Origin of the sequence: Caballeronia sp. ATUFL_F1_KS39 (assembly GCF_023630985.1) — a bacterium.
GTDB lineage: Bacteria > Pseudomonadota > Gammaproteobacteria > Burkholderiales > Burkholderiaceae > Caballeronia > Caballeronia zhejiangensis.
The window spans coordinates 117,432-129,937 of the sequence record NZ_JALQDZ010000036.1; the positions used below are offsets into that span (position 1 = coordinate 117,432).

Annotated in this window: 12 protein-coding genes; 4 read left to right on the top strand and 8 right to left on the bottom strand. The window is 62.5% G+C overall.

The window, feature by feature from the left end; translation table 11 throughout:
- Window positions 1-162 precede the first annotated feature (162 nt).
- The 5 genes from oppF to NCR93_RS17720 are packed head-to-tail and all read right to left on the bottom strand — an operon-like array spanning window position 163 to window position 5,605.
- On the bottom strand, window positions 163-1,146 hold the full coding sequence (gene oppF, locus NCR93_RS17700; RefSeq protein WP_175979410.1) for a murein tripeptide/oligopeptide ABC transporter ATP binding protein OppF: 984 nt from the start codon (window positions 1,144-1,146) through the stop codon (window positions 163-165).
- Complete coding sequence (locus NCR93_RS17705) at window positions 1,139-2,125, bottom strand: ABC transporter ATP-binding protein (RefSeq protein WP_175979411.1); 987 nt, start codon at window positions 2,123-2,125, stop codon at window positions 1,139-1,141. Before NCR93_RS17705 ends, oppF begins: the two co-directional genes overlap by 8 nt.
- A gap of 3 nt (window positions 2,126-2,128) precedes the next feature.
- Window positions 2,129-3,019 carry an ABC transporter permease subunit gene (locus NCR93_RS17710; RefSeq protein WP_372492481.1) on the bottom strand — a complete coding sequence of 297 codons (891 nt, stop codon included), beginning with the start codon at window positions 3,017-3,019 and terminating at the stop codon, window positions 2,129-2,131.
- Between the two features lie 11 nt (window positions 3,020-3,030).
- Window positions 3,031-3,951: an oligopeptide ABC transporter permease OppB gene (gene oppB, locus NCR93_RS17715; protein WP_008353177.1), complete on the bottom strand. Its 921-nt coding sequence runs from the start codon at window positions 3,949-3,951 to the stop codon at window positions 3,031-3,033.
- 16 nt (window positions 3,952-3,967) lie between these two features.
- The gene (locus NCR93_RS17720) at window positions 3,968-5,605 is read right to left on the bottom strand and encodes a peptide ABC transporter substrate-binding protein (protein WP_008353176.1); all 1,638 of its coding nucleotides are present in this window, start codon (window positions 5,603-5,605) and stop codon (window positions 3,968-3,970) included.
- 441 nt (window positions 5,606-6,046) lie between these two features.
- On the opposite strand from NCR93_RS17720, the gene NCR93_RS17725 reads away from it, so the two are divergent.
- The 4 genes from NCR93_RS17725 to NCR93_RS17740 all read left to right on the top strand — a co-directional run bounded on the left by NCR93_RS17725 (window position 6,047) and on the right by NCR93_RS17740 (window position 11,375).
- Entirely contained in the window at window positions 6,047-6,976 is a 930-nt protein-coding gene (locus NCR93_RS17725; protein WP_008353175.1) for a LysR substrate-binding domain-containing protein, read from the top strand.
- Between the two features lie 92 nt (window positions 6,977-7,068).
- Complete coding sequence (locus NCR93_RS17730; RefSeq protein ID WP_008353174.1) at window positions 7,069-7,830, top strand: SDR family NAD(P)-dependent oxidoreductase; 762 nt, start codon at window positions 7,069-7,071, stop codon at window positions 7,828-7,830.
- A gap of 134 nt (window positions 7,831-7,964) precedes the next feature.
- Complete coding sequence (gene ggt, locus NCR93_RS17735; protein ID WP_372492488.1) at window positions 7,965-9,632, top strand: gamma-glutamyltransferase; 1,668 nt, start codon at window positions 7,965-7,967, stop codon at window positions 9,630-9,632.
- A gap of 336 nt (window positions 9,633-9,968) precedes the next feature.
- Window positions 9,969-11,375, top strand: a complete 1,407-nt coding sequence (locus NCR93_RS17740) for an NCS2 family permease (protein ID WP_008353171.1) — start codon at window positions 9,969-9,971, stop codon at window positions 11,373-11,375.
- Window positions 11,376-11,447: 72 nt separating this feature from the next.
- Here the strand turns inward: NCR93_RS17740 and NCR93_RS17745 are convergent, their stop codons facing one another.
- The 3 genes from NCR93_RS17745 to NCR93_RS17755 form a co-directional block, all read right to left on the bottom strand.
- Window positions 11,448-11,885, bottom strand: a complete 438-nt coding sequence (locus NCR93_RS17745; RefSeq protein WP_175979412.1) for an SRPBCC family protein — start codon at window positions 11,883-11,885, stop codon at window positions 11,448-11,450.
- Window positions 11,878-12,201 carry an ArsR/SmtB family transcription factor gene (locus tag NCR93_RS17750; RefSeq protein ID WP_175979413.1) on the bottom strand — a complete coding sequence of 108 codons (324 nt, stop codon included), beginning with the start codon at window positions 12,199-12,201 and terminating at the stop codon, window positions 11,878-11,880. The genes NCR93_RS17745 and NCR93_RS17750 overlap by 8 nt, the downstream gene beginning before the upstream one ends.
- Before the next feature lie 119 nt (window positions 12,202-12,320).
- Window positions 12,321-12,470: a hypothetical protein gene (locus NCR93_RS17755; RefSeq protein WP_157695790.1), complete on the bottom strand. Its 150-nt coding sequence runs from the start codon at window positions 12,468-12,470 to the stop codon at window positions 12,321-12,323.
- Window positions 12,471-12,506: the final 36 nt, after the last annotated feature.

The window sequence follows — 12,506 nt, forward strand, 5'->3', positions numbered from 1 at the left end:
CTCCACTGACTCGACCCGCAAACAACATGAAATGAACAACTACAAAGGATTCCGAATTACCTGATGAAGTGAACCGTGCCCGTCGATCGCGAAGGATCGGCACGAACGGTCCGTTCAGGGACGCGCTAGTAAAAGAGAAAGTGTCCCGTTACGCCGGGGCCATCACGCATACAGACAGGCGGCCGACGAACTCTCACCAAGCGCGCGCAACACCGGTACTTCGCGTGCGCAACGCGCGTCGGCCATCGGACAGCGCGTATGAAACACGCAGCCCGAAGGCGGATCGATCGGGCTCGGAATGTCGCCCGACAGAATCTGCACGGTCTTTGCGCGCTCGACGGCCGGATCGGGTACCGGTACCGCCGACAGCAACGCCCGCGTATACGGATGGCGCGGCGTGTCATAGAGCGCGTGCTTCTCCGCGAGCTCCATCACGCGGCCGAGATACATCACCATCACGCGATCGGAGATGTGCCGCACCACGGCCAGATCGTGCGCGATGAAGATGAGCGCGAGCTTCATCTCTTTTTGCAGCGACTTCAGCAGATTGACGATCTGCGCCTGAATCGATACATCGAGCGCGGACACCGGTTCATCGCAGATGACGAGCTTCGGCTCGACGATCAGCGCCCGCGCAATGCCAATGCGCTGACACTGCCCGCCCGAAAACTCGTGCGGATAGCGGTTGATCATCTGCTCGCGCAGACCGACCTTGGCCATCATCGCGCGCACGCGTTCTTCGACTTCGCGCGTGTTCATGCCCGGCCGATGCTCGACGAGCGGCTCCGCGATGATCTGCCCGATCGTCATGCGCGGATCGAGCGATGCGAGCGGGTCCTGAAAGATCATCTGCACGTCGCCGCGCACGCGATGCCATTCACGCGTCGAAGCGCCCGACAAGCGCGCGCCCATCCACACGATGTCGCCGCTCGTCGCGGGAATGAGATTGAGGATCGCGCGCGACAACGTGGACTTGCCGCAACCCGATTCGCCGACGACGCCGAGCGTCTCACCCGCCTTGAGATCGAAGCTCACGCCGTCGACGGCCTTTAGCGTGCGGCGCGCCGCCCACGGCAGACGGTTCTTCGGCTTCACCTGAAAATGCACGCGCATGTCGCGCACGGAGAGAATCGTCGCGTCAGACATGGCTCGCTTCCTTCTTGATCAGATGAACCGGACGATGACAGGCCCGCAGCCAGCCCGGTCCGATCGCCTTCAGCGCGGGCGCATCGACGGCGCATTCATCGCTTGCATCGGCGCATCGTTCGTGGAACGGACAGCCCGCCGGCGGATGGGCCATGTTCGGCGGATTGCCGGGGATGCCGGTCAGCTCGCCGCCGTCGTGATCGAGACGCGGCAACGCGCGCAATAGGCCAACCGTGTACGGATGCGAAGGCTGCGCGAACAACGTGTTCGCATCGCACTGCTCCATCACACGCCCGCCGTACATCACCATGACTTTTTCGCACAAGCCGGCGACGACGCCGAGATCGTGCGTGATCAATACGATCGACGTGCCGAAGTCATGCTGGAGATTGCGCAACAATTGCAGAATCTGCGCTTGCACGGTGACGTCGAGCGCGGTGGTCGGCTCGTCGGCGAACAGCACTTCGGGCTCGCACAGCAACGCCATTGCGATCATCACCCGCTGACGCATGCCGCCCGACAACTCGTGCGGATACTGCCCGATGCGATGCGCGGCCTCGGGAATGCGCACGGCTTCGAGCATCGAGATTGCGCGCTTCTTCGCTTCGCGGCGCGTGACGTTCTTGTGCAGTTCGAGCACTTCGGTCATCTGCCGCTCGATCGTGAGATACGGATTGAGCGAGCTCATCGGATCCTGGAAGATCATCGACAGGCGATTGCCGCGGATGCGGTTCATCGCGCGATTCGTCATGCCGATGAGATTCTCGCCGCGATACATCGCGCGTCCGCTCGCGCGCCCATTCGATGCGAGCAGGCCGAGCATCGCGAGCACGCTCTGGCTCTTGCCCGAGCCCGACTCGCCGACGATGCCGAGCGTCTCGCCCTCTTCCAGCGTGAAATTCACGCCGTTGACGGCGCGCACGGCGGCGTCGTGCGTCCTGAATTCGACTTGCAGATCGTTGACTTCGAGTAGCGGCATGGCTCACCTGTCCTTCGGATCGAGCGCGTCGCGCAGCCCGTCGCCGACAAAGTTGATGCAGTAAAGCGTGATCGAGAGCAGCGCCGCCGGGAACAGCAGAATCCACGGCGACGACTCCATCACGCCGACGCCGTCTTGAATCAGCACGCCCCAGCTCGTCATCGGTTCCTGCACGCCGAGGCCGAGGAACGACAGCACGGATTCCGTGAGGATGACGGCAGGCACGGTGACAGTCGTATAGATCGCGACGATGCCGAGCAGATTCGGCACCACATGCCGCGCGATGATGCGCCGCGTCGGCACGCCGATCGCGCGCGCCGCTTCGACATATTCCTTGGAGCGGATCGACAGCGTCTGGCCGCGCACGACGCGCGCCATGTCCATCCACGAAAAGATCGTGATGGTGATGACGACGAGATAGAACTCGCGGCCGAGCAGCGTCACCATCAGAATCGCGATGAGCAGATACGGAATCGCGTACATCATGTCGACGATACGCATCATCGCGTTATCGACGCGTCCGCCGACGAAGCCCGCGACCGCGCCCCACAGGATGCCGAGCGTCACCGACGTGAGCGTGGCGAGCGCGCCGATCATCAGGGACACGCGCCCGCCGATCAGGCAGCGCACGAGCAGATCGCGGCCAGTGTCGTCGGTGCCGAACAGATGCCAGTTGGCGAGCGTCGGCGCGACGCTCGTCGCGTTCCAGTCGGTCGAGTCGAATTCGTTCGGCAACAACCACGGTCCGACGATGCACGCGAGCGTGATCAGCACGAGCAGCACGAGACTCACGACCGCCGCCTTGTTGCGCAGGAAACGCGCGCGCGCGTCCTGCCACGGGCTGCGGCCGGCGACCGCCCTTTCGAGCATCGGTGCAAGAGAAGCAGATTTCATCGCGCGCCCTTTCAGTAACGAATCTTCGGATCGAGCCACGCATACGCGAGATCGACCAGCAGGTTGAGCAGCACGGCCACCACCGTGACGAGCACGACGAGTCCGAGCACGAGCGTGTAATCGCGATTGGCCGCGCCGTTCACGATCAGCTTGCCGATGCCCGGCAGCGAGAACACCGATTCCGTGACGACCGCCGCCGTGATCGACGAGATCGCGAGCGGGCCGATCACCGAGACGACAGGAATGAGCGTCGGCTTCAGCGCATGGCGCAGCACGATGGTGCGCATCGGCAAGCCTTTCGCGCGCGCGGTGCGGATGTAGTTCGTGTTCAGCACTTCGATCAGACTCGCGCGCGTCACGCGGCCGACCGTGGCGACGTTGATCATCACGAGCAGCGCGACGGGCAGCGCCATATAGCGCAACTGGAAGTCGTTCCAGCCGCCCGCGGGCAGCCACTTGAGCAGGATCGCGAAGACGAGGATCAACACCGGCCCGAGCACGAACGACGGGAACGCATTGCCCGCGTTGCTGGCGAGCATCAGCACATAGTCCGCGATGCTATTGCGGCGCAGTGCCGCGGCGATGCCGAGCGCGACGCCGATCACGATGGCAAGCAGCATCGACACGCCGCCGATCGTCAGCGACACCGGCAGCGCACGAAGCACGAGATCGTTCACGCTCCAGTCGGCATAACGGAACGACGCACCGAGATCGCCGTGCAGAAGGTCTCGAAGATAGAACACATACTGCTTCCACAGCGGCTCGTCGAGGTGATACTTCGCCTGCAGATTCGCGAGCACTTCCGCCGGAATCTTGCGCTCACCATCGAACGGACCGCCCGGCGTTGCGTGCAGGAGCAGATAGCAGATCGTCACGACGATCAGCAGCGTCGGCAGCGTGAGCAACACGCGCCGCAAGGTATAGGACCACATGAAAGGCTCCTTGCCGTCAGTGCTTGACGATGTAGAGATCCTTGCTGCCGTAATGATCCATCGGATTCTTCAGCGAGTATCCGCCGACGTAGCTCTTCACGAGGCGCGGCAGGCCGTATTGCAGGAGCGGCAGCATCGGATAGTCGTCCATTACGATCTTCGCGGCCTGCGTCTGCAACTGCGTGCGCTTGGCTTGATCCGTGGTTTCGCCGGCTTCCTTGATGAGCGCGTCGGCCTTCGGGTTGCAGCTGAAATTGTCGTTCTGCTCCGACTTGCATTGCACGAGCGTGAGGAAGGTCGTCGCGTCGTTGTAATCGGCGACCCAGCCGTTGCGTGCGATCTGATAGTCGCCTTCATGGCGCTTCTTCAACAGCACCTTGAACTCCATCGATTCGATGTCCATCGTGAGGCCGAGCTTCGACTTCCATTCCGATGCGACGAAGATCGCCATCTTCTTGTTGTAATCGCTCGTGTTCATCGCGAATCGCAGCTTCGTTCCGGGCTTCACGCCCGCCTGTTCGAGCAGCTTCTTGGCTTCCTCGACCCGCTTGGCCATCGGCCATGTCGCCCATTCGTAGTTCGACACGTCGGCGCCGCTCACGCCCTTCGGCAGCAGGCCGTAAAGCGGCGTCTGACCATCGGCGGTCACGCGTTGCGCGAGCAGGTCGCGGTCGATGACCATCGAGAGCGCCTTGCGCACGCGCACGTCCTTCAGCAGCGGATCGCGATTGTTGAAGCTGTAGTAGCGCGTACCGAGAATCAGCGAGTTGCGGATGTCCTTCGGGAACTGCTGGCTGTACTTCGCGTAGGTGCCGGTCGGAAGCTGATACGTCATGTCGTTCTCGCCGGACTGGAACAGCTTGACGTCGGTGTTCTCGTCTTCGACCGGCAGATACGTGACTTGCGTCAGTTGAACGTTCGCCTTGTCCCAGTAGTTCGCGTTCTTCGTCAGCACGAGCTTGCTGTTGACCTGCCAGTCCTTCAACTGGAACGCGCCGTTGCTGACGATGTTGCCCGGCTTCGTCCATTCCTTGCCGAATTTCTCGATCGTCGCGCGATGCACCGGCCCGAGGTTCGGATTCGACATCAGTTCCGGCAGGAACGGCACGGGTCCGGCGGTCTTGATTTCGACGGTGCTCGCGTCGATGGCGCGCACCCCGAGCGCGCTCGCCGGCTTCTTGCCCGCGGCGATATCCGCGCCGTTCAGCAGGAACGGGCCGTACACGCTCGCATACGACGACGCCGTTTTCGGGTCGAGGAAGCGCTGGCAGCCGTACACGAAATCGTTTGCGGTGACGGCGTCGCCATTGGACCAGCGGGCGTTCTTGCGCAGATGGAAAATCCAGGTCGTCGCGTCCTTCTGTTCCCATTTTTCCGCGACACCGGGCACGACCGTGCCGTCCGAATTCGTCGCGGTCAGGCTCTCGAACAGGTCGCGCGAGACGTTGGCCGCCACCACGGTTTCGACCAGCGCCGGATCGAGCGTCTCGACCTCCGAGCCGTTGTTGCGCACGAGTTCCTGCTTCGCGGCGAGCGCAACACCCGGCGGCACGATGGCGGCCGACGCGTTCAGCGCGGAGAACGCGAGCAGCGCCGCGGCGGCGGCGAGTTTCGTGCGTTGGATCGATGCGTGGGGAACGGCAAAAAACGTCATGGGGAATCCTCTTTCCTGTCTCGTTTATCGATTGTTGCCTTTCGCCGGGCTTTCGGAATTTGGCAGTCCTTCGTGTAGCGGATCGTTTATCGCCGTTGGGATAAACAAAGCGGCTTCAAGCCCGGAGAATCTAACGTATTGCTTTCTAACTTCTGTCGGCGCGCGCCAATGCCGATAACTCGTTGAAAACCGCGCGTCTGGCGGATATTTCTTACGTAGACGCTTTCATTCGTGCTTCAGGCTGGCGGCGAGTATTTCGTATCAATAAGACGGATGCCACTCACATGTGCTTATAGTCACTAAATTTTTCGAATAGTCGTTCAATTTGTTGGTTTAACGCACTTTCGGGCTTTGGTTAGCTGAACAGGGTTAAGGCAGCAAGTGTTTGTTTCCTATAAGATTGCGTCGCTGTATAACCGCCGCTTCAGAGCCGTCCGAAAGATGATCCGTTTCCGCCAGATCGAGGCATTTCGCAGCCTCATCATGACCGGCACCAGTGTCGGCGCAGCAAAAAAACTCCATGTGACGCAGCCCGCAATCAGCCGCCTGATCGCCGATCTCGAAGCCGATCTCGGCTTCAGCCTGTTCTCGCGCATCGGCGGCCGTCTCAATCCGACGACCGCCGGCCTGCGCTTCTACAAGTCCGTCGAGGAGAACTTCCTCGGCCTGGAGCGCTTGAAGCAGGTCGCCGCAATGATTCGCGAGGAAGCTTCAGACAGCCTCACGGTCGCATGCATGCCCGTGCTCGCGACCACGCTTTTGCCGCCCGTACTCGCCGATTTCACCGAACGTCATCCCGGCGTGCCGATCAAGGTCGATTCGGTGAAAGTGCCGGAAGTGCTGGTGAACCTGCAGAACCACAAGGCCGATGTCGCGTTGAGCCTGGCGTTTCCGGCGGTCGCGGGCATCGAGGTGGAGACGCTGCTCAAGGCGCGCGCGTCGTGCGCGATGCCCACGACGCACAAGCTCGCGAAGAAGAAGATCGTGCGCCCTTCCGACTTGCGCGGCGAAAAGCTCATCGGCTGGCTGCCGAACGCGCGCCAGCCGTATGAGGCGGAGCAATCGCTGATTTCATCGACGGAAGACCGGCCGCGTTACACCGTTTTCACCGACACGGCGCACACGCGTTACGCGATGGTGGCGGGCGGGCTCGGCATTTCGATCGTCGAGCCGTTCGCGGCCAAGGTCTGGCGCGCGCACGGCGTGGTCGTGCGGCCGTTCGAGACCGACATCGAATATGAATACGTGCTGTCGTATCCGAGCAGCGGCATCCGCTCCGATCTCGTCGCATCGTTCCGAAGTTCGGTGAAGCGCGTGGTCGAGCACTATTCGTTCGAGGCCGCCGAAGAAGCGCCTCTCGCGGAGGACTGACGCGCCGCGCGCCACTCGGCCGCCGATCGGTTTTCCGTTTCATACTCTCGTCTGTTGCGCCCGCTTCAAACCCTCATCCATACGGAGCACACATGCACGATCTGAAAGGCAAGTCGATTCTCATCACCGGCGCGAGCACCGGCATCGGCGCCGCGGCGGCGCGGGCGTTCGCGCAATACGGCGCGAATGTCGCGGTGCACTACAACAGCTCGAAAGACAAGGCCGAGGAAGTCGCGAAGGACGTGCGCGCGCTCGGCGTCACGGCGATCACCGTCGGCGCGGATGTGCGCGATTCAAAAGCCATCGATGCCGCCGTCGCGCAAGTCGCCGATACCTTCGGCAAGATCGACGTGCTCATCAATAACGCGGGCAGTCTCGTGAAACGCGAGCCGATCGCGTCCGCGAGCGACGAGCTCTTCGACGAGATCATGCACATCAACGCGCGCTCGGTCGTCGCGTTCACGCGCGCGGCGCTGCCGTCGCTGCGCTCGGGCGGCGGCGGCTCGATCATCAACGTGACATCGGTGGCGGCGCGCAACGGCGGCGGGCCGGGCGCGCTCCTCTACGCGGCGTCGAAGGGCTTCGTCAGCACCATCACCAAGGGCATGGCGAAGGAACTGATGCCGGATCGCATCCGCGTGAATGCGGTCGCGCCCGGCGTGATCCAGACGCCGTTTCAGGAGCGCTTCACATCGCCGGAACAACTCGAATCCTTCCGCAAGGCAATTCCGATGGGCTTCATCGGCGAGCCGGACGATTGCAGCGGCGCGTTCCTCTATCTCGCGTCGGAAGCGATGTCGCGCTATGTGACGGGCCAGATCATCGACGTGAACGGCGGCCAGTTGATGCCCTGAGCGTCGCGCGGCTCGTGGTATATAAAGCGCTGGTCTTTCGTCGCATGCAATAAAGGAGAACGCAGGAGATGCTTTTGAAAAAGGAACTTCGCATCCGCTCGGTCGCACTCGGCGCCATCGTCGCGTCGGCGCTCATGACGGCGGGATTCGTCGAGACGGCGCCGGCTTACGCAAAAACCACCGACAATCAGCCGGCGGTGCTGACCGCGTCGGCTGTCGCGGTCGCCGACAAATACGCCGCCGACACCGCGGAACAAATCTTCAAGCTGGGCGGCAATGCGGTCGATGCGGCCGTCGCGATCGCCTTCACGCTCGCCGTGACGTATCCGGAAGCGGGCAATATCGGCGGCGGTGGCTTCATGACGCTCTACGTCGATCATCGTCCGTACTTCCTCGACTATCGCGAGCGCGCGCCGCTTTCGGCCACGCGCAACATGTATCTCGACGACAAGGGCGAGGTCATCAAGGGCATGAGCCTCATCGGGCATCGCGCGGTGGGCGTGCCGGGCACGGTCCAGGGCATGTGGGAAGCGCAGAAGCGCTTCGGCAAGTTGAAGTGGAAACAGGTGCTCGCGCCGGCCATCAAGTACGCGCAGGACGGCTTCGAAGTCGACGATCAGCTCGTTTCGCGACGCGACAACGCATCGAAGGAGTTCGCCGGCAAGACCAACTTCGATCTGTACTTCGGCGGCATGAAGGCCGGTCAGGTGTTCAAGCAGCCGGATCTCGCCAAGACCTTGCAGCGCATCTCCGATAAAGGCGCGAAAGGCTTCTACGAAGGCGAAACCGCCGAGCTGATCGCCAAGTCGATGGAAGGCCACGGCCTCATCACGACGCGCGACCTGAAGGACTACAAGGCGGTGTGGCGTCAGCCGATCACGGCAAGCTGGAACGGCTATCGCGTGATCACCGCGCCGCCGCCGAGCTCCGGCGGCGTCGGCCTCGTGCAGTTGCTCAAGATGAAGGCCGACCTCAAGGACAAGTTCCAGGACGTGCCGCTCGATTCCGCGCAGTACATCCATCTCGTGGCCGAAATCGAGAAGCGCGTGTTCGCGGACCGCGCGCAATATCTCGGCGATCCGGACTTCTACAAGGTGCCGGTCGCGCAGCTCACCAACGACGACTACATCCTGAAGCGTGCGCAGGAAGTCAATCCCGACAAGCCTTCGGACACGAAGAGCGTGCAGCCGGGACTCGGCACGTCGATGCCCGAGAAGGCGGAAACGACGCACTTTTCGGTCGTCGACAAATGGGGCAACGCGGTGTCGAACACGTACACGATCAACGGCTATTTCGGCTCGGGCGTGATCGCGGAAGGCACGGGCGTCGTGCTCAACGACGAAATGGACGACTTCGCGTCGAAGCCGGGCGTGCCGAACATGTTCGGCGTCGTCGGCAGCGATGCGAACGCCATCGCGCCGAAAAAGCGCCCGCTTTCGTCGATGACGCCGACCATCCTCACGAAGGACGACAAGGTCGCGATGGTGATCGGCACGCCGGGCGGCTCGCGCATTTTCACGTCGATTTTCCAGGTCATCACGAACGTGTACGACTTCGACATGCCGCTGGCGGAAGCCGTCGGCGCGACGCGATTCCATCATCAGTTGCTGCCGCCGGACACCATCTATCAGGAGCCGTTCCATCAGCTCGACGCGAGCGTCGTCAAGCAGCTCGAAGACAAGGGCTACAAGTTCACGATGCAGAACTTCAATGGCGACATTCAGGCGATCCGCATCGACGGCGACAAGCCCGAACCGATGTCCGATCCGCGCGGACGCGGCGTGTCGCGCGTCATCCAGTAACGCGCCTTACAACGTCGAACGAGTAAAATAGCGGCCCGGTCCGGACTAGGCGTTTCCCCTAGTCCGGCCTTTTTTCGCTCATGCGAGAGCCCCGCCCCGCGCGGGATTCGCGGCATATAAGCCGCTCGGCATGAGCGGCATGTTTTTCATGGGATTGGACCCCGCGTTCTGTTCCCCTAGTCTCTGTCCTGACCGAGTGCAGCCATCAGAGCGCGTCACCCGGCATTCATCCAGAACTACATACGAGACGACCCTGACGATGGACCCGCGGTGCCGGCGAGCTGACAAGCGCGGCGCACGGCGTTCCGTTTCAGCGTGCTGATAAAGGAGCAGCTCATGTTGGAATCCTCCGCCCAGCAGCTTGGCGACATCGACATCACCCCCACAGAACGAGAGGAAAGCGTTCAGACCGCCAGCGGCGGATTTCTCGATCGCTATTTCGGCATTTCCAAAACCGGCAGCACGGAAAAACGCGAGATCGTCGCGGGCGTTACGACGTTCCTCGCGATGGTCTACTCCGTGTTCGTCGTGCCGGGCATGCTCGGCAAGGCCGGCTTCGACACGAGCGCGGTGTTCGTCGCGGTGTGCCTCACGACCGCGTTCGGCTCGCTGCTGATGGGCGTGTGGGCGCGTCTGCCGATCGCGATCGGCTGCGCAATCTCGCTGACTGCGTTCACGGCCTTCGGTCTCGTGCTCGGCAAGGGATTGACGCCGAACATCGCGCTCGGCGCCGTGTTCCTGATGGGCGTCGTGTTCACCGCGATCTCCGTCACCGGCGTGCGTTCGTGGATCCTGCGCAATCTGCCGACGGGCGTCGCGCACGGCACGGGCATCGGCATCGGCTTGTTCCTGCTGCTGATCGCATCGAACGATGTCGGGCTCATCATCAAGAATCCCGCGCCCGGCATGCCGGTGTCGCTCGGGCATATCACGGCGTTTCCCGTGCTGATGTCGGTGGCGGGCCTCGCCGCGATCTTCGGTCTGGAGCGCCGGCGCGTGCCGGGCGGCATCCTGCTGGTGGTGATCGGCCTGTCGGCGATCGGCCTGATCTTCGATCCGTCCGTGCGCTTTCATGGCGTGTTCGCGCTGCCGGCGTTGTCGGCGCCGGGCCATGCATCGCTGATCGGTGCGATGGACATCAAGGGAGCACTCTCGATGGCCGTACTGCCGAGCGTGCTCGCGCTCGTGATGACCGCCGTGTTCGACGCGACCGGCACGATCCGCGCGGTCGCGGGCCAAGCGGGCCAGATCGACAAGAACGGACGCATCGTCAACGGCGGCCGCGCGCTGACCGCCGATTCGCTCAGCTCGATCTTCTCCGCCTGCTTCGGCGGCGCGCCGGCTGCGGCGTATATCGAATCGTCGGTGGGCGTGGCGGCGGGCGCGAAGACGGGTCTCGCGGCAAGCGTCGTCGGCGTGCTGTTCCTGGTGGTGATGTTCCTGTCGCCGCTCGCCGCGCTCGTGCCTTCCTACGCGACGGCGCCTGCGCTGATGTACGTCGGCCTGCTGATGCTCGGCAACGTGAGCAAGCTGCATTTCGAGGACACGGTCGACACGATGTCGGGCCTCGTTTGCGCGGTGTATATCGTGCTGTCGGCGAATATCGTGACGGGCATCATGCTCGGCTTTTGCACGCTCGTGATCGGCCGCATCGTCGCGGGCGAATGGCGCAAGCTGAATGTCGGCACGGTGGCGATCGCGGTCGTGCTCGCGGTTTTCTATCTCGGCGGCTGGGCGATCTGATCGACGGCTCGATCCCGTGAAGCGAAACGGGGCGCTGCCCGAGAGGACAGCGCGCCGTTTTTCATGGCCGTGTTACTTCGTGACGAGCGCGACGGAACCCGTCTCCAACAACGACTTCAAATTCGACAGAATCTTCGGCCATCCGCCCGACACGGCCTCGATGAACGGTTTGCTCTCGCTGACGTGCGTGACCGTGAGCTTGACCGCATCGCCGAGCGCCTCGATGTCGTAGGTGCAGCGCGACCAGCCCGCGTCCTTCAGATCGTCGCGAAATTCGTTGCGCCATTTCAGCACGAGGCGTTTGCCCGGCTCGGATTCGAGCACTTCTCCGGCATCCGCGACGCGTCCATCGGAAAACAGCATCTTCCACGCGGAGCCTGCTGACCAGTCGGATTCCTGATGCATCCCGAACCAGTACTGCCGAACGAACTCAGGCGTCGTCAGCGCTTCCCACAGCTTTCCCGGCGTCGTGCGGATGTAGGTCACATACACAAACGTGTCGCTACTCATGATCGTCTCCTTCAAGCGAGCGTTTCAGGTCGGACAAAGCGTCCAGCCGCGGACGCTCGAACTTGCTGATCCAGCGTTGCGCGATCTCGTGGATCGGCACCGGATTAAGGAAATGACGCTTCTCGCGGCCATGACGCTGCGTCGACACGAGATTCGCGTCTTCGAGTATCGCGAGATGCTTCGACACGGCCTGCCGCGTCATGCCGAGGCCGTCGCATAAATCGCCGAGCGTCTGGCCGTTCGCCTCGCGAAGCCGGTCGAGCAGTTGCCTGCGGCTCGCGTCGGCGAGCGCGCGAAAAACCGAATCGTCATCCATGAACGGATTATGCAACCATTTGGTTGCATGTCAAGCGCAAAAACGACAACGCCCCGGAAGCTCTTCACTTCCGGGGCGTTGCGGATGATGCTCTTGACCGGGATGCTGTCGCGCGCGGCTTACTTGCGGCGATACGATTCGACGAGAATCTCGCAGTTCTGAAGATGCAGTTGCAGCGCACGGTTCCACTCACGACGCACCGCAGCCTTTGCCGCGCGCAGCCAGGAACCGAACGAAACGACCAGGGATTGTTGTGCGGTGGTTTTCATGTGGGTCTCTCAGGGTAAGTAGCTAGGGAATAACCC

Bases quoted from the DNA above. Each gene is read 5' to 3' on its own strand.
- oppF (WP_175979410.1), bottom strand. From the start codon at position 1,146: ATGTCTGACGCGACGATTCTCTCCGTGCGCGACATGCGCGTGCATTTT.
- NCR93_RS17705 (WP_175979411.1), bottom strand. From the start codon at position 2,125: ATGCCGCTACTCGAAGTCAACGATCTGCAAGTCGAATTCAGGACGCAC.
- NCR93_RS17710 (WP_372492481.1), bottom strand. From the start codon at position 3,019: ATGAAATCTGCTTCTCTTGCACCGATGCTCGAAAGGGCGGTCGCCGGC.
- oppB (WP_008353177.1), bottom strand. From the start codon at position 3,951: ATGTGGTCCTATACCTTGCGGCGCGTGTTGCTCACGCTGCCGACGCTG.
- NCR93_RS17720 (WP_008353176.1), bottom strand. From the start codon at position 5,605: ATGACGTTTTTTGCCGTTCCCCACGCATCGATCCAACGCACGAAACTC.
- NCR93_RS17725 (WP_008353175.1), top strand. From the start codon at position 6,047: ATGATCCGTTTCCGCCAGATCGAGGCATTTCGCAGCCTCATCATGACC.
- NCR93_RS17730 (WP_008353174.1), top strand. From the start codon at position 7,069: ATGCACGATCTGAAAGGCAAGTCGATTCTCATCACCGGCGCGAGCACC.
- ggt (WP_372492488.1), top strand. From the start codon at position 7,965: ATGACGGCGGGATTCGTCGAGACGGCGCCGGCTTACGCAAAAACCACC.
- NCR93_RS17740 (WP_008353171.1), top strand. From the start codon at position 9,969: ATGTTGGAATCCTCCGCCCAGCAGCTTGGCGACATCGACATCACCCCC.
- NCR93_RS17745 (WP_175979412.1), bottom strand. From the start codon at position 11,885: ATGAGTAGCGACACGTTTGTGTATGTGACCTACATCCGCACGACGCCG.
- NCR93_RS17750 (WP_175979413.1), bottom strand. From the start codon at position 12,201: ATGGATGACGATTCGGTTTTTCGCGCGCTCGCCGACGCGAGCCGCAGG.
- NCR93_RS17755 (WP_157695790.1), bottom strand. From the start codon at position 12,470: ATGAAAACCACCGCACAACAATCCCTGGTCGTTTCGTTCGGTTCCTGG.